This is a genomic window from Massilia sp. CCM 8734 (assembly GCF_011682155.1).
Classification (GTDB): domain Bacteria; phylum Pseudomonadota; class Gammaproteobacteria; order Burkholderiales; family Burkholderiaceae_D; genus Telluria_A; species Telluria_A rubra.
Window position 1 is genome coordinate 87,986 of sequence record NZ_WHJI01000011.1, and the last position, 23,010, is coordinate 110,995.

Genomic DNA, 23,010 nt, shown 5'->3' on the forward strand with positions numbered 1-23,010 from the left:
GGTGATACTTTTTTCCGCCTCGGCTGGCCTGCCTCGTGAACCCACCATTTTCACGCAAAGGATGACCGCCATGCCGCACCCACGCCCGACCCGCCTCCATCACGCCATCCGCATCGCCTGCCTCGGCCTGGCCCTGGCCGCGCCGCTCGCCCATGCCGGCCCGGTCACGCTCGACAGCGCTCCCGTGCAAAGCTATAAGCTGCCCGCCGGCCCGCTCGGACGGGCCCTGTCCGGCTTCGCCGTCAACGCCGGCATCGCGCTCTCGTTCGACCCGGCCCTGACCGAGGGCTTGATGGCCGCCCCGCTGGCCGGCAGCTATCCGGCGCGCGAGGCGGCGGCGCGCCTGCTGGCCGGCAGCGGCCTGGAACTGGCCGCGCGCGCCGACGGCAGCTACACGCTAAAAAAGTCGGCGCCGCCGGCAGTGGCGGCGGCATCGGCGGTAACAACAGCGGCGGCGGCCACCTTGCCCGGGGTGACCGTGACCGCCAGCGCTGACAGCGCGCCCTTCGACCTGCCCGACGCCTACGCCGGCGGCCAGGTCGCGCGCGGCGGGCGTCTTGGCATGCTCGGCAACGTCGACGCCATGGACACGCCGTTCAACCTGACCAGCTTCACCGCCCAGGCCATCGATAACCAGCAGGCCGCCACCATTGCCGACGTGGTCGCGCGCGACCCCTCGGTGCGCAGCACCGCCCCCAGCGGCGATGTGGCCGATTCCTTCTTCATCCGCGGCTTCGCCATCGGCGACAACAACATCGGCGAAATCGCCTTCGACGGCCTGTACGGGGTCGCCCCCAACTACCGCCTGCTGGCCGACTACGCCGAACGGGTCGACATTCTCAAGGGGCCGGCGGCCATGGTCTACGGCATGTCGCCCAACAGCGGCGTGGGCGGCAGCATCAACGTCGTGCCCAAGCGCGCCGGCGCCGACCTGACCCGGGTGCAGGCCGAGTACGCCGGCAGCGCGCAAGCGGGCCTCAAGACCGACCTGGCGCGCCGTTTCGGCCTTGACCGCGCCTTCGGCGTGCGCCTGAACGCCAGCGGCCGCAGCGGCGACACCGCCATCGACCAGCAGTCGCGCACAGCGACCCTGGGCGCGCTGGCGCTGGACTACCAGGGCGAACGCCTGCGCGCCACGCTCGACCTGATCGACCAGCGCGAAGACGTCGACGCGCCCTCGCGCCGGCCCTGGCTGGGCGCCGGCCTGGCCGTGCCGCGCGCGCCCGACGGCCGCACCAACCTGACCCAGCGCTGGGAATGGTACGACAGCCGCGAGCGCTCGGCCCTGCTGCGCGCCGACTACCAACTGCACGAACAGCTGACCGTGTTCGCCAGCGCCGGCGCGGCCCGCAGCGATGTCGAGCGCCTGTTCAACACGCCCTCGATCGTCAACGCCGCCGGCGACACCAGCGTGCTGCCGACCCGCGCCGTGTTCGATGTCGAGCGCGGTTCGGCCAGCGCCGGGCTGCGCGCGCGCCTTTCCAGCGGCGCCATCAAGCACCAACTCACGCTGGAGTGGAGCCAGTACCAGGACCGGCTGGCGATGGGCACCCAGGCCGGCCGCGCGTACGCGTCGAACATGTATTTGCCGGTGCAGCAGTCGGCCCAGGACGTCGCCTCGCCCGCGCTGGCGAGCAAGCGCTCCACCAACCGCCTCGGCGGCGTGGCGCTGGCCGACATGCTCTCCATGTTCGACCAGCGCCTGCAAGTGATGCTCGGCCTGCGCCGGCAAACCATCCGCGCCGACACCTTCGGCACGTCCGGCGCGACCACCGCCCGCTACGATCAGAGCGCGCTCACGCCGATGGCCGGGGTGGTGCTCAAACCGTGGCGCCAGGTGTCGCTGTACGCCAACCACATCGGCGGCTTGAGCAAGGGCGACAGCGCGCCGGACAGCGCCGTCAACGCCGGCGAAGCCTTCGCGCCGTACAAGGCGAAGCAGAATGAGATCGGCGCCAAGGTCGATCATGGCAGCCTGATGACGAGCGTGAGCCTGTTCCGGATCACCCGTCCGAGCGGCCAGCTCACCGCCAACCGGTACGCCGCCGATGGCGAGCAGCGCAACCGCGGCGTCGAAGTCAACGCCTACGGCAAGCTGGGCGACGCGGTACGCCTGTTCGGCGGCGCCAGTTGGACCGATGCCAAACTGGTCAAGACCAACAGCGCTGCCACGCTCGGCAAGACGGCGGTCGGCGTGCCGAAACTGCATGTGACCATGAGCGCCGAGTGGGACGTGGCGCAACTGGCGGGCCTGACCCTGAGCGGCGCACTGCAGCACAGCGGTGCGCAATACGCCAACCAGGCCAACACCCAGCGTCTCGACAGCTGGACCAGCCTCGACGTGGGGGCGCGCTACCGCGCCACGGCGGCGGGCAAGCCGCTGGTGCTGCGCGCCGGCGTGCGCAATGCGACCGGCAAGGATTACTGGGCGGGCGCCTCGACCTGGGGCACCCTGATCGCGGGCGCGCCGCGCAGCGTGGTGCTGTCGGCGGCGCGCGACTTTTGAGCGCGTGCGTGCATGTGCGATATGATCCCGGGCTACACCGTTTTCCTCTCTCCATGCACATCCTGCGCCCGCTCGCCATCCTGATGGCTATCTTCACCATCCCGGCAGTGGCGGGCTGGGCTTTCTGCACCATGATCGCCGTGGCTTTGCTACTTCCCCACGGCGCCAACCCCTGGCTCCCCCAGCTCCTGCCCGGCGCCGTCATGGGCGTCATCCTGCTGATGGGCTGGGTCAGCCTGGCGTCCCTGTTCTGGACCGCGCGCCACTTTGACGCCTACATCAGCCCGACGCCGCGCTGGGTGCTGGCCGGCTACCTGTTCTGCGCGCTGGTGTTCGTCCTGATGCTGCGCGAACTACCGCGCCCGCTGCCGAGCGTGCGCGACGCCCAGTCCATGCTGACCTATTGTGGCGGCCCCGCCTGCCTGCTGTTGCTGGCGCTGGGGCGCTTGTGGCATATTCGCCGCTTCTATGCGATAAATATTGCTAAATTGCATCAGGATGATGCGTGCGAGCGTGATGCCGATGGTACATTGGACACACCGTCCGACCACCTGGCCACCCCATGTTCAAGCGCTCCGCCTGCTTCCTCGCACTGACTGTCCCGCTCGCGGCCGCCGCTGCCCCGGACCTGGTCATGATCGCGCCCCTGAACCAGAACATGCCGCTGGCCCAGTTTCAAAATAACAAGCTCAGCGGCGGCATCCTGAAGGACCTCGGCGACGCCATCGGGCACCGGCTCGGACGCGGCGTCGTCTACGTCAGCGTGGCCAGCGAGCAAGTGAGCGACGCGCTCGCTGCCGGCATGGCCGATGGGATCTGTTATGTGCGCCCGTTCTGGATCGACGGGCAATACGACTGGAGCCGTCCGTTCATTGCCGACGCCGAAGTGGTCGCCTCGCAGCTGGACGCGCCGCCGGTGCGCTCGCTGGCCGACCTGCGCGACCGCCCGGTCGGCACGGTGGCCGGTTACCGCTATCCGCGTGTCGAGCAAGTGCTGGGATTGCGCTTCCAGCGCAGCGAATCGGCCACCATGGAAGAGAATTTACGCAAACTGATGGCCGGCAAGGTGCTCCATACCGTGATCGGGCAGGCCACGCTGGCCTACCAGATGCGTACCAACCATGCCCTGAAGCTGCGCCAGGACCTGGTGTTCGCCTCGTTCAAGGCGCAGTGCGCGTTTTCGAAAAAGGCCGGGGTGCCGTTCGGGCAGGTCAACCAGGCCATCAACGGCCTGATCGACGATGGCAGCGTGGACGCCATCCTGGCGCGCTACCGCTGAGGGCGGCGCCAGCAGCTTAAAAGTAACTCAGAAGTAGCTCAGGCCCATCGCGCGCTTGACTTCATCGGCCGTTTGCGCCGCCACTTCGCGCGCGCGCGCCGTGCCCTCCTTGAGGATCTGCATCACGTGGCCACGGTCCTTTTCCAGCTCGGCGCGGCGCGCGCGGATCGGCGCCAGGAACTCTTGCAGGCACGCTTCCAGGCGCGCCTTGACGATGCTGTCGGCCAGGCCGCCGCGCTGGTAGTGCGCCTTCATCTCGGCCAAAGCGTCCTTTTCCGGATCGAAGGCGTCCAGGTAGGCGAACGCGATATTGCCTTCGATATGCCCGGGATCGGCCACGCGCAGGTGCAGCGGGTCGGTGTAGACCTTCTTGACGGCGGCGCGCACTTCGTCGGCGCTGGCCGACAGGTTGATGGTGTTGCCGAGCGACTTGCTCATCTTGGCCTTGCCGTCGATGCCCGGCAGGCGGCCGATTTCCGGCACCAGCGCCTTGGCTTCGACCAGCACCTCTTTATTGACGATGCGGTTAAAGCGGCGCACAATTTCATTGGTTTGCTCGATCATCGGCACCTGGTCTTCGCCGACCGGCACCAGCACCGCCTTGAAGGCGGTGATGTCGGCCGCCTGGCTGGCCGGATAGGTCAAAAATCCCGCCGGGATGTCGCGTTCGAAGCCGCGCAGGCGGATTTCTTCCTTGACGGTCGGGTTGCGCTCGAGGCGCGCCACCGTCACCAGGTTCAGGTAGTAAAAGGTCAGTTCGGCCAGTTCGGGAATCTGCGACTGGATCAGAATGGTCGACTGGGCCGGGTCGATCCCGGTCGCCAGGTAGTCGAGCGCGACTTCGATGACGTTGCGCTGGACCTTGGACGGGTCGTCCATATTGTCGGTCAGCGCCTGGGCGTCGGCCAGCATGATGAACTGGCGGTAATCGCGCTGGTAAGTGACGCGGTTGCGCAGGCTGCCGACGTAGTGGCCGAGGTGCAGCGGGCCGGTCGGGCGGTCGCCGGTCAGGATGATGGGTGCTGCGGTCGATGCGGGTGAAGACATTTCGATAGTCCTTGGGTGGGTGCCCCTATCGGTAAACGCTCATGAAAAACGCCGCCCAATCGAGGCGGCGTTCATGGAAAACACATGATGGTGCAAGCGCCGCGCGATGTCAGCGCAGCCACCAATTCAAATACCGGGCATGTGAGTTAAACGTTGTCATGCTCGTATCGTCGCAGTTTTAAGCGGTCGTGTCAATCGGGTCGGGCCGCGCAGGTCGGGTCGGGCCGCGCAGGCCGCGCAGGCCGCGCAGGCCGCCTGTCATTATTGCCCGATCGCATGACGCAGCGCGGCGCGCGCCAGCAGCCGGGTCGAGTCGAGCGTGGGCAGGGGCGAATTGCCGTTGTTCATGATCAGCGGAATTTCCGTGCAGCCCAGCACGACCGCGTCGCAAGCGCCATCTTTCATTTTAGCGATGGTTTGTTGGAAATAGGCGATCGCCGCCGGCTTGCATTCGCCGTTGACCAGTTCGTCCATGATGATGCGGTTGATTTCCATGCGCGCCGCCAGGCCGGGACGCACCGTGGCCAGGCCGTGCGCGGCGAAACGTTCGGGGTAGACTTCGCTCTCGACCAGCCAGCGGGTGCCGGTCAGGCCGATGCGCTTGTAGCCGCGCGCCAGCGCTTCGTCGGCCACCACGTCGGCGATGTGCAGCCAGGGCAGGGGCGAGCGCGCCAGGATCGGCGCCAGCGCCTGGTGAATCGTGTTGTCGGGGCAGATCAGGAAATCGGCGCCGGCGCTGGCCAGCTTGTGCGCCGACGAGAGCATCAGTTCGCCCACGCCCGCCCAGTCGTCGGCGTCGATGCAGCGCATATAGGCGGCCAGCGCGTGCGAATGCATGGTCAGTTGCGGATGCTCGTAGGGGCCGAGCTGGCGCGCGCCCTCGTGGCAGATGGTGCGGTAGCACAGCGCCGCCCCCTCGGCAGAGCAGGCGACGATGCCGATATGTCGCTCCCGGGTGGTTGACGTCATCGATTCCATCCTTTCACTATGTGGCGCACTATGTGGCGCACAAACGTTTTGTTACCTCTAAATGGTTGTCGCCATTGTAGCGCGCCATTTACAATTCTTTCTCACCCTCACTTTTCCCGGATTTCACGATGAATGCCCGCCTGGTTTGCCGTATCGCCACCATCCTCCTGCTGCCTGCCGTACTGAGCGGTTGCGGCGTGATGGCGGCGCCTTGCCGCGTCGGTTCGGCCGTGATCAAGATGGTTCCCGTGGTCGGGCATGTGGCGGCGCTGCCGACCGACGCCTGCGCTGCGGTGATCGATCCTTGACGCTGCGCCGGGCGAGCCCGCCGGCGGGCCGTTGAGCATGGAACAGCACCTGCGCCGCCACTGGCTCGCTTCGCTCCTGCTCGCCGCATTCCTGCTGTCGCTGGTCTGGGCCGCGATGGCGCCGATCCGCCCCGGCAGCCGCGATTTCTTGCTCGACATTCCCGAACACGCCGCCGAACGCCGCCGCGCCGGTGACAAGGCCGAGGTGCTGCCGCCGGTGGTGCGCCTGACCGTGGGTTTGCGCGACGTGCTGCTGCTCAGGAACAGCGACAGCGTGCCGCACCAGGTCGGCGGCCTGCGCCTGATGCCGGGCCAGGAATTCCGCCTGCCCTTCGAGCGCGCCACCGAATTGCAACTGCCGTGCAGCGCGCGCGTCAGCGGTGAACTGACGGTGCTCGTGAGCATCCATCCGAATCCCGGGCCGGACCGCCTGCGCTGGCGCCTGTACGCGCTCGAACAAGCGCTGCGCGCTTACGCCATCAAGGGGCCGCCGGAGCGTAGTTGATCCGCCGCGCTTCGCGCAGGCGGCCATTTTTCAGCTTGCCTTCCACCAATTCATCGCCCAGCAGCGCAAACAGGCGTCCCTGCGCGAACAGCGGACGGGCGTTGCCGTACCACACGACGGCGCCGCCGGGCGCGTCGTGCCCGGCCTTGAGCGCGCCCAGCTCGCGCAGCTTGAGCGCGGTGTTGCGCAGGTACAGCACCGAGGCCGCGTCGGCTACCGCGTCGGCTACCGCGCCGGCTACCGCGCCCTCGCTGCGATCCGGCTGCGCAGCTTCCACGATCGCCAGGCTCAGCGTGCCCTGGCCGGGCCGCTGGGTAGCGTAATACGGCTCCTGGACGCGCGCCGGCGTCTCCCGCGCGTTCGGATGGACATAGGTGCTGGCCAGGGTGGCTTGCTGGTCCGGCCCCGGCCCCAGCCTGATGCTGCTCAGGTGCAGCGCGCTGCGCGCCTGGCCGGCCACCACCGCATCGACGCCCATGGCCGCGATGCGCTCGACCGGGTGCGCCAGTTGCAGGCGCTGCAAGCCGCCGCTGCCATCCCAGCGCAGCGCGAACAGCGGCGCGCGCCCGTCGGCCGTGCTGGCCGCGCCGCCATACACCAGCCACGGGCCGATAAAGCGGTTGCGCATCGGCGCCGAGGAAAAATCGGGCAAGTCCTTGTAGCTGGCCATGGGCGCGCGCTCGCTGCCGTCGGAAAACGCTTGCAGCGGCAGGCGCAGCAAGGCCAGGGCGTTGGCGCCGGCCTGGCCGCGCCAGGAACGGGTGGCTCCGTCCGCGCCCACCAGCACGTTCAGGTGGGCGTCCGCGCTTTCGTGGAAAGAGAACTGGTCGTACGGCGCGCCGGCCACGCGCAGCGCGCCTGGGGCGCCGCCGTTGAGCGGCATGCGCACCAGGCCGGCGCCGGCGTCGCCCGCGTACGGCAGCGTCCAGACGTACAGCGCTTGCGGCGCCATGTAAAAGGCGCGCGCGCGCGGCGCCAGCAGCACGCTGGCGTCGCAGCGCAGCGCGCGCGTGGCCAGGTCGCACACGGTGACGCTGTGCAAGGCCAGGCCGCTGTCGATGGCGGCGTCGAGGCGGTACACGCGGCTGGCCGGGGCGATGCGCTGGAACGGCGCCGCCCCCGCGCGCAGCGCCGGCAGCGCGGCCAGCGGGTCGGCGCCGGGCGCATCGGGGGGGCGCGCCGCGTACAGCACCAGCTTGCTGTCGACCTGGCTGACGGCGACCGTGCCCGGCGCGCCGCCATCGCCGGCGCGCAGCAGGTAGCTGGCGCGAAACGCCAGGCGGCCGCCGGCGTCGATGTCGAACAGGTTGATCCCGGTGCTGCGCTCGGGCTCGCTGTAACCGATCAGCGCCACCGTGTCATCCGACACGATCAGCGCGTCATGGCGGCTCATGGCGGCGGCGCCGGGCGCGAAGGCATCGACCGCCCCGACCGGCTTGAGCTGGTCCTTGCCGATCTCGACGGTAAACAGGCGTCCGTGGCGCAGCAGCACCAGGTGCCGCCCGTGCTCGGCGGCGAGGGCGCTGCCGGCCGGCGGCGCTGGGTCATCCGGCAGCGGCGCGGCCGCTGCCGGATGGTCCTTGAAAAACGCCTCCAGCTGCGCGTCGTCCTCGAACGCGTGCAGGGTTTTCGGTGGCGCCGGCTCGCTGGTGCGCTGCTGGCAGCCCGCGAGCAGCAGCAACGCCAGTCCGGCCGCGAAAAGGTGCGACATGGGGTGGCTCTCCTGGTGGTTGTCTTTTTTTGTCTCTTGTTATTTTCCCGCAGCGACTATTGCGCATTGGCGGGACATGGAATGTAACGGAAGCGGCCCCAAAAAGGGGTTGCTTGATGTAAAAAAAGTAAAATGGCGATACACACACGCCAGCACGCGGCCGGACAATCGTGCTTCGCTGCCGGCCCGGATTCTGGCATCATGGGGTGATGGCGACCCTCTCTTTCCCTCTGTTTCCTCTTGGTACGGTCCTGTTTCCGGACGGCGTGCTGCCTTTGCAGATTTTCGAAGTACGCTATCTTGACATGGTGGGCAAGTGCATCGCCAGCGGCAGTCCGTTCGGCGTGGTGCTGCTGACCGAGGGCCACGAGGTGCGCACGCCCGAGGGACAGGAGCGTTTCCACCCGGCCGGCACCCTGGCCTCGGTGCAGGACAGCGCCATGAGCGCGCCCGGGCTGATGCAGGTCAGTTGCCGCGGCGGCGCGCGCTTTCGCATCCTGGCCAGCGAGCGCCGCCCGAACGGCTTGTGGATGGCCGAGACCGAACTGCTCGAAGACGACCACCCGGTGCCGGTGCCGTCCGAGCTGCAGGGCGCGGCCGACGCGCTCGACCGCGTGCTGGCCTCGCTCGACGAGGTGCCCGAACAGCGCTGGCCGGTGCTGCCGCCGTTCCGCCTGGACGACTGCGGCTGGGTCGCCAACCGCTGGTGCGACCTGCTGCCGCTGCCGAACGACCAGAAATACCGCTTGCTGATGCTGGACAACCCGGTCATCCGGCTCGAATTGTTGCACGATATGCTGGACGAACATGGCCTGATCACGTCCTGAACCGTGTTCCGGAGTCCGCCTCTTGCGCGGCCATGGCGCAATGCTAAGATAGCAGGAAGCGACTTTTGCCCCTGCCGCACGGGCGCCCCGATCAGACGAGGATGGCAGTATGAGCTTTTCCGATGAAATCCTGAAGGCCTACGCCGACGGCGCGCTGGGCGAGGACACGCGCCAGGCGGTCGAGGCGGCCCTGCGCGAGGACCCGCTGCTGGCGGCACGGGTGCGCCTGCTCCTGACCCAGCACAGCAACGCCTTTGCCGGTTTCGGTCCGGGCAGCGCCGATGGTGCGGCCCAGCGCCAGCCGCAGGCGCCGCGCTCGGCCAAGGTGGTGCACCTGCACGCGGTGCGCAATGCGCGCGTGGCCGGCACGCCCGCGCCGGTGGCCGAAGAAACGCCGCAGATCTGGTCGTGGCCGGCCTGGGCCAAGCTGGGCGGCATGCTGTCGGCCGCGCTACTGGCCGGCGCCGGCCTCGGCTATGCAATCCAGCCGGTCCCGCTGGTGCTGGGCGACGGCGACGGCGCGGCCCTGATGGCGCGCGGCGCGCTGGCGCTGGCGCTGACCCAGCAATTGTCGGGCGCCCCGGCGGCCGACGCCCCGGTGCGGATCGAGCGCAGTTACTTGTCCAAAGAAGGCGCTTACTGCCGCAGTTTCCGGGTTGCCAACGGTGGCGGGCTGGCCTGCCGCATCGATGGCGGCGGCTGGCAGATCGACCTGTTCGCCAGCATGGATGGCGCGCCGGGCGAGTACCGCAGCCCCGGCGACGGCATGCCGCAGGCGCTCGCCAGCGCGATCGCGCGCCGCGCCGACGAGCCGCTCGACCCGCTCGCGGAACGCGCTGCGCGCGACCGCAGCTGGAAGCGCTGAGGGCGGCAACAAGCTTGCCAGGACATCGGGAAAATCAGACTGCTCGTGATTCGTGTGCGTAGCGATCCGGCTCGCCGCACGCACGCGTCTCAATGTCAACGCCCCAGATAGTGTAAGTCGACCAATATGTGCGAGCTATACGCGACCCGACAACAAGGGCTTCGTGCCGTATCAAATGGGGTTTACTGACAATCGTCGCAGGGCCAGTGGCGGTCAGGAACAAAAATGCTGTGAAAGCCCGGCCGTACTGCGACTATGGCGTAAGCGCTCCTACTTTGTGGCGGCACGCTTTTTCGTTCGCGCTTCAAGGGAGCTTAGTATCTCTTCCTTGCTGCGGCGCGCCAGGACGGCGGCCAGCGGTGTCGCTTTGCGTGGGTGCGACACTCCCGCAGGGGTAAGCTGCACATTCAAGGCAAAATGAACTGTTCGTTTATGTTCAGTCATATAGGAACCATTGTAGATCGTGATCCTGGCCCGGTCCCGAATGCGCTAAGCCAAATCTGGTTTCCCAATCCGCTCAGCGATGCACCTGTTCAGGCGCACAAGGCCCGGTTGCGCCCTTCGGTCTTGGCGCGGTACATGGCGCGGTCGGCATGTTCGACCAGTTGCTCCGGCGCGCCGTTCTCGTCCGGCATCAAGGACACCACCCCGATACTGATCGTCACCACCCCGTACGGCGACTTGGCGTGCGGCAGCGCCAGCTGTTCCAGCGCCAGGCACAGCGCGCAGGCCAGTTCGTGCGCTTCGGCCACGCTGGTGGCCGGCGCCAGCAGCGCGAATTCCTCGCCGCCGTAGCGCGCCACCAGGTCGGACGGACGGCGCGCGTGCGCCGCGATCACGCCGGCCACCGCGCGCAGGCACTGGTCGCCGGCCTGGTGTCCGTAATGGTCGTTGTAGCTCTTGAAATGGTCGACGTCGAGCATCGCCAGCGCCACCGGATAGCCGTTGCGCGCGCCGCGCCGCCATTCGGCTTCGAGCGCATGGTCGAAGCCGCGCCGGTTGGCGATGCCGGTCAGCCCGTCCGTGGAGGACAGCGCCGCCAGCTTGGCGTTGCTCGCTTCGAGTTCGGCGGTGCGCTCGGCCACCATGTGCTGCAACTGCTTCTGGCGCCGGGTCAGGTCGCGCACCCGCGCGCGGTACGCCGCGCTCAGCAGCCCCAGCGCCAGCAGCGCGAGGATGGTGCGGAACCACCAGGTTTTCCACCACGGCGGCAGGATCGTCACCGTCATGCTGGCCGCGTTCTCGCTGCGCACGCCCTGGTGGTTGGCGGCGCGCACCGAAAACGTGTAGCTGCCCGGATCGAGGTTGGTGTAGGTGGCGCTGCGGTGCGCCGCGTCGGTCTGCACCCAGGCGCGGTCGAAACCGTCGAGCCGGTATTCGTAGGTGTTGCGCACCGGATCGGTGAAGTGCAGGGCCGCGAATTCGATCGAAAACACCGAGCCGTCGCCGGCCAGGGTCAGGTTGTTTGGCGCCGTCACCGGGCCGTCGAGTTTCAGGCCCGGCACCGCGCGCCCGTCGCGCAGCGAGCGGTTGAACACGCTGATGTCGGTGATCGCCACTTGCGGCGGCGAGGACACGCTGCGCACCGCTTGCGGACTGACCCCGGTGATCCCCTTGACTCCGCCGAAATACAGGCGCCCGTCCGGCGCGGCGTGCGCGGCGCCCGAGGAAAATCCTTCCGACATGCCATCGGCGGCGGAGAAACGCGCCACCTTGCCGCTGTCCGGGTCGAGCCGCAGCAAGCCGTTCGCGGTGCTCAGCCACAACTGGCCGGCGCGGTCGCTGCGCATCGCCAGGATCTTCAGCGGCCCCACGCTGTCGGGCCCGTCGTAGCGGCGGAAGCTGATCGCCCCGGCCGCGTCCGTCATGACCTGGTTCACGCCGCGCGCGGTGCCGGCCCACAGCCGTCCCTGCGGGTCCTGGTACAACGCGACCACGTTGTTGTCCGACAGCGAGCGCGCATCGCCGGCGCGCTGGCGCAGGTGGCGGAAGCGCCCCGTGGCCTGGTCCAGCACGTCGAGCCCGCCGCCGCCCCATTCCGAGCCCATCCACACGCGCCCGAGCCGGTCTTCGACGATGCTGGTGGTGCCGCTGACGCTGCGGCTGTCCGCGCGCGCCGGGTCGGACGGGTAGGGCGTGCTCTGGCCGCTGGCCGGGTCGTAGCGCAGCACGTGCAGACCGGTGCCGATCCACAGGGCGCCGCCGGCGGCCGGGGCGATGGTGTTGATGAAGTCGCTGCCGACCGAGCCGAAACTGACCACCCGCAGCGGCGCGTCGAGCGCGTCGAGGCGGTTCAGGCCGGCCGAGGTGCCGATCCACAAGGGGCCGTCCGGCTGCTGGTACAGGCTGTAGACGATATTGCTGCTCAGGGCGCCGCCAGGCGCGCCCGGTGCCGCCGCGCCCGGACCCGCCCTGGGGTCGGCGCGGTAGCTGCGCAGCACGGCGCCGCTGGCGCTGTCGAACAGCGACAGGCCGGCGTTATTGGCCAGCCACAAGCGCCCGTCGGGCGCCCCTTCCATGGCGCGCATGGCATTGTTGGGACGCAGGTTGTTGGCATCGACGTCGAAGGGAATGAAGCGCTGGAAGCCTTCGCTGTTCAGGTTGACGAGGCTGATGCCGTCGGTGATCGAGCCGATCCACAGCATGCCGCTGCGGTCGTGCATGACGGCGCGGATATCGTCCGACGGCAGGCTGTAGCTATCGTTGGCGCGGTGCACGTAATGCACGGCCTGGGCGCCGGCTTGTTCCTGCCGCTCCCGCTGTTTATCCCAGCGCAGCAGGCCGGCGCCGAGCGTGCCGGCCCAGACGGTGTCGTTGCGGTCGCCGTACAAGGTGTTGATGCGGGTCGCGGGCGAGTCCACCTGGCGCCGCGTGTTCCACGGCTGGCCGGCGCGCCAGCTCACCACCCCGGTCTCGGTGCCGATCCAGAGCGTCTGGTCGGGCGCGAAGTGCAGGGCGCGCACGATGTTGAGCTTGGGATCGGGCGCCTCCGGCCGGTCGACCCGGAAGTGCGTGAAATCGCGCGCGCCGGGCGCCAGGTAATCGAGCCCGCCCGGCCAGGTGGCGGCCCACAGGCCGCCGCCGGCGTCCAGGGCGATGGCGTTCAGGTCGTTCGAAGCGAGGCTGCCGGGGCGCGCCGCGTCGTGCAGGTGCAGGGTGAAGCGGGCGCTGGCCGGATCGAAGTGTTGCAAGCCGCCCCAGGTGGCCAGCCACATGCCGCCCTTGCCGTCGCCGATGATCTTCTTGACGATGCGCTGCGAGGCCGGGCCGGGGGCCGGCACGAAGCGGGTGAAATTGTTGGTCTCGGGATTGAAGCGCGCCAGCCCGTTCTGGGTCGCCACCCAGATCGCGCCGGCCGGGTCTTCGTACAGGTCGGAGACGCGGTCGTGCGGCAGGTTGCCGCCGCTGTTGGCGTTGCTCACGTACTTGACCGCGTGGTAGCCGTTGTAACGGTACAGCCCGCCGCTGTGGGTGCCGATCCACACGAAACCCTGGCGGTCCTGCAGCAGCGCCAGGATCGACAGCTCGCTCGAATCGAACGAGGGCAGGCGCTTGAAGCGCAGCGCCGAGGTGGGGGCGGTGCCGGCTTGGGCGACGCCGGGCAGGGCGGCGACCGACATGAGGCACAGGAGGGCGCACAGCAGCAGGCGCGGCAGGGCGAAGGGGTGACGCGCGAAGGCGGTAAATACGCTGAGCATGGCAAATAGGTGTCTACAGTACCGGCCACCCCGGGAATGCCGGGGAACCCGGGCAGTGTAAACCAAGTTGGCTGTGCGGCAATACCTCTTTCAAGATGTATTATCGATGTACAGTTGCCGGGATTTAGGGTATCGTTTACGGCACTATTATTGCATCTACGTCCGTACGCCCGGTTCTGCCGACGCTGTCGTGGCACTATTCGAGCTGGCCATCGGTCTTGCCACTGGCAGCCTGCCAGACTTGGGATCGTCGGCTGCAAAAATATCTGGACGGGCCATATCTCACCGCTTTCTCGGCCAATAGCTCGCTATTGGCACTGCGAAATCGTCGAAATAGGGTCTCGCCCAGCTATTTTTTCGCTTCGACTCCCCAAGCCTGACAGGCTGCCAGCCGGCTCGTCCCCGTCCATCCTGGAAGTTCCCCGCGTCGGCCTGTCCGGGCGTAGAGCAGATTGAACTTACGCCCGGAAAACTTATGTCTGAAACACCGATTACCATCGAAGCCGACAGTGCACCCACCGTCAAGTTCGCCGATTTCGGCCTTGCGCCGGAGATCCTGCGCGCACTGACGGACCAGGGCTATATCCATCCGACGCCGATCCAGGCCGCGGCCATTCCGATCGTGCTGCAGGGACGCGATGTCATGGGCGCGGCCCAGACCGGCACCGGCAAGACCGCCGGCTTTTCGCTGCCGATCATCCAGCTGCTGCTGGCGCACGCCAGCCCGAGCATGTCGCCGGCGCGCCATCCGGTGCGCGCGCTGGTGCTCACCCCGACGCGCGAGCTGGCCGTGCAGGTGGCCGAGAACGTCAAGGCCTACGCCCAGCACACCCCGCTGCGCTCGACCGTGGTGTTCGGCGGCATGGACATGAAGGGCCAGACCATCATCCTCAAGGGCGGCGTGGAAATCGTGATCGCCACCCCCGGCCGCCTGCTCGACCATATCGAACAGAAAAACGTCAGCCTGGGCCAGGTCCAGATGCTGGTCATGGATGAAGCCGACCGCATGCTCGACATGGGCTTCCTGCCGGACTTGCAGCGCATCATCAACCTGCTGCCGAAGAAGCGCCAGAACCTGATGTTCTCGGCCACGTTCTCGCCGGAGATCAAGAAGCTGGCCAACAGTTTCCTGACCGACCCGGTGACCATCGAAGTGGCGCGCAGCAATGCCACCGCCGACAAGGTCACCCAGATCGTCTACAAGGTGGCCGACGAAGCCAAACGCGACGTGGTCGAATTCCTGATCCGCGGGCGCGACCTCAAGCAAGTGCTGGTGTTTTCGAACACCAAGATCGGCGCGTCGCGCCTGTCGCGCCACCTGGAGCAGGGCGGCATCAAGGCCACCGCGATCCACGGCGACAAGACCCAGCAGGAACGCATGGCCGCGCTCGACGCCTTTAAAAAGGGCGAGATCGACGTGCTGGTCGCAACCGACGTGGCCGCGCGCGGGCTCGATATTTCCGACCTGCCGTGCGTGATCAACTTCGACCTGCCGTACAACGCCGAAGATTATGTGCACCGGATCGGCCGCACCGGCCGCGCCGGCGCCTCGGGCGACGCCTTGTCGGTGTTTTCGGACAAGGACGAGCGCTTGCTGGTCGATATCGAAAAACTGATCAAGCAAACCATCACGCGCGGCGAGCTGCCTGGCTTTGTGCCAGCGAGCACGACCGGCGCGGGGCGCCTGGAGTCGTCCGCCGAACGCCGTCCGCGCCGCGATGACAGCGCCGGCGCCGGCGCTCCGCGTTCGTCGAGCCGTCCGCCCGAGCGCGAACGCGGCGGCGAGCGCAGTTTCAGTGCCGAGCGCAGTTCCGGCAGCGGCGCGCCGGGCCGCTCCGGTCCGTATCCGCGCCGCGAAAAAGTCGATCCCTGGTTCCTGACCCCGTACGAACCGGCCAAGAAGAGCACGCCGGTCGTGGCCGATCAGGTCAGCGCCAGCACCAAGCCCAAGCAGAAAATCGCCGTGCTGCTCGGCGGCTCGCCCAAGCAGTAAGCACCGGGGCCGAGGCGGCCGCGCCAGCATGGCGCGTCCCGGCCTGGCCCCTCAAAGTGTTGCCTGGATGTATAATTTGCCCAAATGTAATGCCGCCCTGCGTGTGGTCCCCGGTCACGCGCTGCGGCGTTTCTCTTTTTTATCACTGTATAACGATGAACAAATTAATTAATCAAAGCATCGCCATCCTCGTGCCTTGTTATAACGAGGAACTGACGGTTGCCGCGATTGTTCGCGACTTCAACGCCTGCCTGCCGCAGGCGGTGGTGTATGTGTTCGACAACAATTCGAAAGACGCCACCGTGCGCCTGGCGCGCGAAGCCGGCGCCGTGGTGCGCAATGTGCCCCTGCAGGGCAAGGGCAACGTGATCCGGCGCATGTTCGCCGATGTCGACGCCGACATTTACATCATGGTCGACGGCGACAATACCTACGACGCCAGCGTGGCGCCCAAGCTGGCCGAAAAGCTGGTCGACGAAGGCCTCGACATGGTGGTCGGCACGCGCGTGTCGACCGAGCAGGAAGCCTACCGCTTCGGCCACCGCTTCGGCAACCGCCTGCTGACCGGTTCGGTCGCGGCGGTGTTCGGCGATACCTTCACCGACATGCTGTCGGGCTACCGCGTGTTTTCGCGGCGCTACGCCAAGTCCTTCGCGGCGCACTCGGCCGGCTTCGAAACCGAAACCGAGCTGACCGTGCACGCGCTCGAACTGCGCATGCCGGTGGCCGAGGTCGAAACCATCTACCGCTCGCGTCCGGAAGGCTCGGTCAGCAAGCTCAACACGTACCGCGATGGCGTGCGCATCCTGTGGACCATCATCAAGCTGTTCAAGACCGAAAAGCCGCTGGCCTTTTTCTCGCTGGCGTTTTTCGCCTTCATGCTGGCGGCGGTCGGCTTTGCCGTCCCGCTGTTGCAGACCTACCTGGCGACCGGCCTGGTGCCGCGCCTGCCGACCGCGATCCTGTCGGTCGCGCTGAGCCTGTTCGGCGTGATCTCGCTCAATTGCGGCCTGATCCTCGACACCGTGACCAAGGGCCGCATCGAACAGAAGCGTTTCGCCTACCTGGCCATCTCGGGGCCGCGTGTCAAACATGTCTGAGCGGGGCGCCCATGGCGGCGCCTTCGCCACCGCCGCCGCGCCTCGGGCATGAAGCTCGGGGTCCAGCTGCTGCGCTTCGGCGTGGCCGGCGTGGCGGGCTTGCTGGTCGACCTGGCCGTGCTGGCGCTGGCGCGCGGCGCCGGCCTCGATCCGTATGCCGGGCGCGTGCTCTCCTTCCTGTGCGCCGTGTTCGCCACCTGGCAGATCAACCGTCGCTACACCTTCCATCCGGCCGGCATCTCGCTGTGGACCGAATGGTGGCGTTACCTGCTGGCCATGAGCGGCGGCGGGCTGGTCAATTTTGCCACCTACAGCGCCATCGTCTGGTGTTTTCCCACCTTGCCGTACAGCCCCTACTGGGGCGTGTGCGCCGGTTCGCTGGCCGGCATGACGGTCAATTTCATCGGCGCGCGCTGGTTTGTTTTTCAACGTAAATCGTAATTACTTATCGCAGGAATCGCATGAATGTCGTGACTCGGGCAATTTCGCGTGTGGACGCCGGCGTGCTGCGCCTGTGGGATGGGCTCGACCGTGTCAAGCTGCTGCGCCTGTCCATGTGGTTCGGCCCGCTGCTGGCCGGCCTGGTGTCGGTGCTGCTGGGGCAGGACGCCAACTGGGATTTGCGTAACTATCACTGGTATAACCCGTACGCCTTCCTGAACGACAAGATCGGTTTCGACCTCAATCCGGGCCAGTTCCAGAGCTATTTCAATCCCACCATCGACCTGCTGTATTACGGCCTGGCCTCGCATTTTCCGACCCGGGTGACCGGGTTTGTGATGGGCTATTTGCACGGACTCAATTTCGTGCTGCTGATCGTGATCGTGCGCCAGGTCCTGGTGGCTGGCGAGCCGGCCGCGTTCGCCACCGCGCGCTACCGCCTGCCGCTGCTGCTGGGCGTGGCCGGCTGCATGGGCTTTTCTTTCCTGACCCAGCTCGGCAACACCATGGGCGACAACCTCACCTCGCTCACCGTGCTGGGCGCCATTGCGCTGCTGCTGCGCCAGTGGCCGCAACTGCTGGCCGGCGGCGTGCGCGCCGCGCTGATCGCCGCTCTCGCCGGCCTGATCATCGGCGCCGGCACCGGGCTCAAGCTGACCAATGCGAATTATGCGCTGGCCCTGTGCCTGGCGCTGCTGACCCTGCGCGTCTCCTTGTGGCGGCGCTTTAGCACGGCCTTTGTGTTCGGCCTGGGCACCCTGGCCGGCATCGGCGCCACCGCCGGCCACTGGTACTGGCTGATGTGGAAGCAGTTCGGCAATCCCCTGTTCCCCCAATTTAACAATATCTTCAAGGCGCCGCTGGCCTCGCCGATCGCCGTGGCCGACATGGGCTGGGTGCCCAAGAGCGCGCTCGAAGCGCTGCTGTGGCCCTTCATCTTCACCTTCAATTCGAAGCGCGTGATCGAGCTGCCGATGACCCAGATCATCTGGCCGCTGGTCTACATCGCCTTCCTCGCGCTGATCGCGCAGCACCTGCGCCGCCTGTGGCTGGCCGCGCCCGGGCCCGCCACGAGCATCGTCGCGCACGGCGAGGCCCCCGGCGCGCGCCTGCTGCTGGTGTTTTTCGCGCTCTCCTACCTGATCTGGCTCAAGCTGTTCGGCATTTACCGCTACATGGTGCCGCTCGAACTGCTCGCGCCGCTGGTGCTGTGGCTGCTGCTGCACCGCGTGTGCACCTTGCCGGTGGCGCGCGCGATCGGCGCCTGGTGCATCGTGCTCTCGGCCATTGCCGGCCTGCCGCGCGTGGACTGGGGGCATCACTACAATGGCGAGAAAAGTTTCACGGTGCAGGTGCCGGCGTTTGCCGAGCCGGAGCAGAGCATGGTGTTTACCGTCCATGGCGACCCGCCGATGTCGTGGCTGGTGCCGAATTTCCCGAACCGCCTGGCGTTTGCCGCGCTCGGTTCGGGCTTTCCCGAGTCGCCCGCCTTCGCCGAGCGCGTCGCCCAGATGGTGGCCGCGCGCCGCGGTCCCTTGTTCGTGATGCTCACCGCCGGCGGCTTGCCGCTGGGACCGCGCAGCGGCGCCGCCGCGCCCGACGCCGACACCGAACAGCGCCAGCGCCGCCTGTACGACGCCGGCCACAAGATCCTCCAGCGCTACCGGCTCACCTTCAACGAAGCGAGCTGCGTCGTGTACGACGCCCGTTTCGGCGGTGGCGCCAGCGATGCTTATCAACTGTGCGAAGTAGGACATCTGCCATGAGCGCCATTTCCCCCCGCCCGGGCCGCCACGCGGCCAAGATCGTGATCGTGTTCCTGCTGGCGCTGCCGGCGGTGCTGTCGATCGAGCGCGCCCTGAACAAGCCGGCCGACCTCAACCTGACGCAACTGCCGCCCAAGCCGCGCACCCTGGCCGACTGGACCGCCGCGCCGCCCAAGCTCACCGCCTGGGTTGACGACCACTTCGGCGGACGCAAGTTGTTCATCCGCCTCGGCACCTTCGTGCGCTTTCACCTGTTCAATGAATTTCCGACGATCCAGATGGCGGCCGGCCAGCACGGGCGCTACTTTTTGGCCGCGCACGGCACCAATGTGGCCCAATACCAGGCCATCACCACGGTGTGCGGCAAGGGCGTGGCCAACGCCACCACCATTCCTTACCTGAACAAGATGTTCGGCGCCTTCCATGCGGCCGGGCTGCAGCCCAAGCTGCTGGTGGTGCCGTCGGCCCCGGCCGTGTATCCGGAAGACGTGCCGGCGGCGCTGGTGGCCGAGTGTTCCAGCGAGCGCACCGCGGTGAGCACCGTGCTGGCCGCGCCGGAACTGGCAGTCGAGGCCTCGGGCAATATGTTTTATCCGCTCAAGGAAATGCGCGAGATCAAGAAAAGCGCGACCCTGTTCCCCAACACCTGGTTTCACTGGACCGGCGCCGGCCTGGACCAGGTGGCGCGCCTGAGCCTGACCCATTTCTGGCAGCGCCCGCTCGACCAGGGGCCGCCGCTGCGCACCCGCTCAAGCGTGGCGCAGTCGGACGTGTCGCACCTGTTCGAGGGCATCACCCTGAAAAGCGAGATCGTCGAGCCCGACATGGAAGGGTCCGGCATCAAGGCCTGTTTCGGGCTCGATTGCTTTCCCGAAGTGGCGGCCGCGCGCATCCTGCAAGACGTCAGCCGCTTCGACAATCCCCAGGCGCCGGCGCGCCGCCTCTTGATCATTTCCGACTCCTTCGGCGTGAAGATCGCGCCCTGGTATGCGCGCTACTACCGCCAGGTCGAGCACATGGCCACCAACCGGGTCGACCAGCTCTCGCCGCAACAAATTGCCGACTTGAAAACCTTCCTGTACCGCGATCCGGCCCAGACCGACATCCTGATCCTGTACCACGATGGCGGCGCCATGTACGACACGCTGCGCCTCGGGACCGACAGCATGCTGCCGGCGGCGCTGCCGAAGCAGGGCTGACATCAAGCTTGCCGGCGTGTAATTTTTTTGATTGCGATTTGGCAACTTTTGATTTTTTACAACAAGGCGATGCTATAATCGCGCGCTTATCCGGCGCCGCCATCGCCGCCGTTTTTATCTGACGAGACATCTCATGGTTTTCAGTTCGGCCGTCTTCCTGTTCTACTTCTTCCCCTGCTTCCTGCTGCTGTATTACGTTTTGCCGTGGAAAAACGCCGTCCTGCTGATCGGCAGCCTGCTGTTCTACGCCTGGGGCGAGCCGCGCTTCGTGCCGCTGCTGATGCTCTCGGCCTTCCTGAACTATAGCTTCGGCTACCTGATCGCGCGCGCCGGCGGCCAGCGCAAGGTGTTGCTGGGCCTGGGGATCGGGCTGAACCTGGCAATGCTGGGCTATTACAAATACCTGGGCTTTTTCGCCGGCATCCTGAACGCCATCGGCCTGCGCGAAGGCGCGCTGCCGGCCATCGTGCTGCCGCTGGGGATTTCGTTTTTCGTGTTCCAGGGCATTTCCTACCTGATCGACGTGTACCGCCGCGACATCACCGCGCAAAGCAGCTTCCTGCGCTTCGCCATGTACAAGGCCATGTTCCCGCAACTGATCGCCGGCCCGATCGTGCGCTACCGCCAGATCGCCCACGAAGTCGACCAGCGTTCGCTCACCAATGAACGGATCTGGATGGGATTTCGCCTGTTCGTGCTGGGCATGGCGCAAAAAGTGCTGATCGCCAATTACGTCGCCCTGCCGGCCGACCGCATCTTCGCCGTCGACCCGTCCAAGCTCGACGCGCCCGGCGCCTGGATCGGCATCGCCTGCTACACGATCCAGATCCTGTTCGACTTCGCCGGTTACTCCAACATGGCGATCGGCATCGGCCACATGCTCGGCTTTACCTATCCACCCAACTTCAACCGTCCGTATGCGGCCACCTCGATCACCGATTTCTGGCGCCGCTGGCACATCAGCCTGTCGAGCTGGTTCCGCGATTACCTGTACATTCCGCTGGGCGGCAACCGCGCGTCGCCAGTGCGCACTTACTTCAACCTGGCGCTGGTGTTCTTCCTGTGCGGCCTGTGGCACGGCGCGGCCTGGACCTTCGTCATCTGGGGCCTGTGGCACGGCGCCCTGCTGGTGCTCGAACGCCTGGGCGGCGCGGCCCTGCTGGCGCGCCTGCCTGGTGTGGTGGGACAAGCCTGGACCATGCTGTGCGTGATGATCGGCTGGGTGTTCTTCCGCGCCGACAACGTGCCGTACGCGCTCAAGTACCTGGGCAGCATGTTCGGCGCCTACGATGGCGTGGCCGTGCTGCACCCGTGGCAGCACGACCTCACCCGCACCGCAGCGTGCGCGCTGGCGATCGGCATCGTGCTCGCTTGCTGGCGCCTGCGTCCGAAGGCGGGCGAGAAGGCTGAAGCGAAGGCGGTGCCGGCCATCGTGGCACCGCGCAGCGGCGTGCTGGTCAACGGTGCCAGCGTGCTGGCCACCACCGCGCTGGCGCTGCTGTGCATCGCCAGCCTGGCGGCGGGCACCTACAATCCCTTCATCTATTTCAGGTTCTGACATGCGGCCGACTGTGTTTGCGCGCATCGGCCGGCACACCGCCAAGGCCATCATTATTGCCCTGCTGGCCGTGCCGGCCTGCCTGTCGCTGCGCGCCCTGCGCCTGCCGGACGACCCCAACCTGACGCCGCTGCCGGCGCGTCCGCACACCTTCGGCGAACTGGTGGAACTGCCGCCCAAGGTGACGGCGTGGGTGAGCGATCACTTCGGTTTTCGCGCCAACTTCATCATGGCCGACAACATCGTGCGCTTCAAGCTGTTCCACGAGTTTCCCACGGTGCAGGTGGCGTACGGCCAGCACGGGCGCTATTTCATGGCGGCGCACGCCAAGAACGCCGGCCCTTACCAGGCCATGACGGCGGTGTGCGGCAAGGGCAAGGCCACCGACGCCACCATTCCCTACCTGAACAAGCTGTTTAGCACCTTCCACGCGGCCGGGCTGGACCCGAAACTGCTGGTGGTGGCCTCGTCCCCGGCGGTGTATCCGCAAGACGTGCCGCGCAGCCTGGTGGCGGAATGCAGCAGCAGCGACACGGCGGCCGCGCGGGTGCTGGCTTCGCCCGAGCTGTTGCCCGAAGCGCGCCAGTCGATCTTGTATCCGCTCAAGGAAATGCGCGAGATCGCCAAGAACACGACCCTGTTTCCCAAGACCTGGTTCCACTGGGCCGGCGACGGCCTGGACCAGGTCGCGCGCCTGTCCCTGACCGCGTTCTGGCAGACCCCGCTGGACCAGCCGCCGTTGAAGGTGTACAAGCACATCGGCGACTCGGACCTCGGGCACATGATCATCGGCATCAAGCTCACGAGCGAATTGATCGAGCCGAACTTTGAAGCCTCCGGCATCAAGCCCTGTTTCGGCCCCGACTGCTATCCGGAGATCGACGGCGTCGGCCGCGTGCTGGGCGACATCAGCCGCTTCCACAACCCGAACGCGCCCAAGCGCCGCCTGTTGATCCTGTCGGATTCGTTCGGCCAGAAGGCCTCGCAGTGGTACGCACGCTATTACGGCGAGGTCGAGCATTTTTGCACCAGCCATACCGCCAAGCTGACGGCGCAACAGGTCGAAGCGATGAAGGCGTATATCTACCGCAACCGGGCCGACACCGATATCCTGCTCCTGTATCACGACGGTGGCGCCATGTATGACGTGCTGCGCCTCGGGACCGAGCCGATCCTGCCGGGCGCGCCGGCGGCCAAGCCCTGACCCCCGGTCCGTCCGGGTCGATGTTTAGCACCAC

Annotated in this window: 18 protein-coding genes; 14 read left to right on the forward strand and 4 right to left on the reverse strand. The window is 67.1% G+C overall.

All coding sequences use genetic code 11. The annotated features are described in order from the left end of the window. Nucleotides 1-70: 70 nt before the first annotated feature. From F2P46_RS12605 to F2P46_RS12615, 3 genes are read left to right on the forward strand one after another with little or no spacing between them, the layout of a single operon-like run. Entirely contained in the window at nt 71-2,506 is a 2,436-nt protein-coding gene (locus F2P46_RS12605; protein WP_229509252.1) for a TonB-dependent siderophore receptor, read from the forward strand. A gap of 53 nt (nt 2,507-2,559) precedes the next feature. After that, the gene (locus F2P46_RS12610) at nt 2,560-3,102 is read left to right on the forward strand and encodes a hypothetical protein (protein WP_166889705.1); all 543 of its coding nucleotides are present in this window, start codon (nt 2,560-2,562) and stop codon (nt 3,100-3,102) included. Then, the gene (locus tag F2P46_RS12615; RefSeq protein WP_166889708.1) at nt 3,069-3,785 is read left to right on the forward strand and encodes an ABC transporter substrate-binding protein; all 717 of its coding nucleotides are present in this window, start codon (nt 3,069-3,071) and stop codon (nt 3,783-3,785) included. Before F2P46_RS12610 ends, F2P46_RS12615 begins: the two co-directional genes overlap by 34 nt. Nucleotides 3,786-3,812: 27 nt before the next feature. Here the strand turns inward: F2P46_RS12615 and trpS are convergent, their stop codons facing one another. Both trpS and F2P46_RS12625 read right to left on the reverse strand, forming a co-directional pair. Next, entirely contained in the window at nt 3,813-4,832 is a 1,020-nt protein-coding gene (gene trpS, locus F2P46_RS12620; protein ID WP_166889711.1) for a tryptophan--tRNA ligase, read from the reverse strand. A gap of 261 nt (nt 4,833-5,093) precedes the next feature. Then, nucleotides 5,094-5,801, reverse strand: coding sequence for an amino acid racemase (locus F2P46_RS12625; protein ID WP_166889714.1), 708 nt, complete (start codon nt 5,799-5,801; stop codon nt 5,094-5,096). Between the two features lie 128 nt (nt 5,802-5,929). Here F2P46_RS12625 and F2P46_RS12630 point away from each other — a divergent pair, with 128 nt between their 5' ends. Together F2P46_RS12630 and F2P46_RS12635 are read left to right on the forward strand one after the other, a co-directional pair. Continuing rightward, nucleotides 5,930-6,109, forward strand: a complete 180-nt coding sequence (locus F2P46_RS12630) for a DUF6726 family protein (RefSeq protein WP_166889717.1) — start codon at nt 5,930-5,932, stop codon at nt 6,107-6,109. A 37-nt stretch (nt 6,110-6,146) separates the two neighbouring features. Beyond that, nucleotides 6,147-6,614, forward strand: a complete 468-nt coding sequence (locus F2P46_RS12635; protein ID WP_166889720.1) for a hypothetical protein — start codon at nt 6,147-6,149, stop codon at nt 6,612-6,614. Here the strand turns inward: F2P46_RS12635 and F2P46_RS12640 are convergent. Continuing rightward, nucleotides 6,589-8,325 (reverse strand): hypothetical protein, encoded by a 1,737-nt coding sequence (locus tag F2P46_RS12640; protein ID WP_166889723.1) that lies wholly within the window; start codon nt 8,323-8,325, stop codon nt 6,589-6,591. The two genes, F2P46_RS12635 and F2P46_RS12640, sit on opposite strands and share 26 nt — an antisense overlap. A 209-nt stretch (nt 8,326-8,534) precedes the next feature. Here F2P46_RS12640 and F2P46_RS12645 point away from each other — a divergent pair, with 209 nt between their 5' ends. Both F2P46_RS12645 and F2P46_RS12650 read left to right on the forward strand, forming a co-directional pair. Then, a complete protein-coding gene (locus F2P46_RS12645; protein ID WP_166889726.1) occupies nt 8,535-9,152 on the forward strand; it encodes an LON peptidase substrate-binding domain-containing protein in 618 nt (205 codons plus the stop codon). A 109-nt stretch (nt 9,153-9,261) separates the two neighbouring features. Continuing rightward, nucleotides 9,262-10,017, forward strand: coding sequence for a hypothetical protein (locus F2P46_RS12650; RefSeq protein ID WP_166889729.1), 756 nt, complete (start codon nt 9,262-9,264; stop codon nt 10,015-10,017). A gap of 533 nt (nt 10,018-10,550) precedes the next feature. Here the strand turns inward: F2P46_RS12650 and F2P46_RS12655 are convergent. Then, on the reverse strand, nt 10,551-13,715 hold the full coding sequence (locus tag F2P46_RS12655; RefSeq protein ID WP_166889731.1) for a ligand-binding sensor domain-containing diguanylate cyclase: 3,165 nt from the start codon (nt 13,713-13,715) through the stop codon (nt 10,551-10,553). A 475-nt stretch (nt 13,716-14,190) separates the two neighbouring features. On the opposite strand from F2P46_RS12655, the gene F2P46_RS12660 reads away from it, so the two are divergent. The 7 genes from F2P46_RS12660 to F2P46_RS12690 all read left to right on the forward strand — a co-directional run bounded on the left by F2P46_RS12660 (nt 14,191) and on the right by F2P46_RS12690 (nt 22,976). Further along, complete coding sequence (locus F2P46_RS12660; protein WP_166889734.1) at nt 14,191-15,708, forward strand: DEAD/DEAH box helicase; 1,518 nt, start codon at nt 14,191-14,193, stop codon at nt 15,706-15,708. Between the two features lie 155 nt (nt 15,709-15,863). Continuing rightward, nucleotides 15,864-16,808 (forward strand): glycosyltransferase family 2 protein, encoded by a 945-nt coding sequence (locus tag F2P46_RS12665; RefSeq protein ID WP_166889736.1) that lies wholly within the window; start codon nt 15,864-15,866, stop codon nt 16,806-16,808. 48 nt (nt 16,809-16,856) lie between these two features. Further along, nucleotides 16,857-17,249: a GtrA family protein gene (locus F2P46_RS12670; protein ID WP_166889739.1), complete on the forward strand. Its 393-nt coding sequence runs from the start codon at nt 16,857-16,859 to the stop codon at nt 17,247-17,249. A gap of 20 nt (nt 17,250-17,269) precedes the next feature. Beyond that, a complete protein-coding gene (locus F2P46_RS12675) occupies nt 17,270-19,015 on the forward strand; it encodes a hypothetical protein (RefSeq protein ID WP_166889742.1) in 1,746 nt (581 codons plus the stop codon). After that, a complete protein-coding gene (locus tag F2P46_RS12680) occupies nt 19,012-20,214 on the forward strand; it encodes a hypothetical protein (RefSeq protein ID WP_166889745.1) in 1,203 nt (400 codons plus the stop codon). Before F2P46_RS12675 ends, F2P46_RS12680 begins: the two co-directional genes overlap by 4 nt. A 133-nt stretch (nt 20,215-20,347) precedes the next feature. After that, a complete protein-coding gene (locus F2P46_RS12685) occupies nt 20,348-21,772 on the forward strand; it encodes an MBOAT family protein (RefSeq protein ID WP_166889748.1) in 1,425 nt (474 codons plus the stop codon). A 1-nt stretch (nt 21,773) separates the two neighbouring features. Continuing rightward, nucleotides 21,774-22,976: a hypothetical protein gene (locus F2P46_RS12690; RefSeq protein ID WP_166889751.1), complete on the forward strand. Its 1,203-nt coding sequence runs from the start codon at nt 21,774-21,776 to the stop codon at nt 22,974-22,976. Nucleotides 22,977-23,010: the final 34 nt, after the last annotated feature.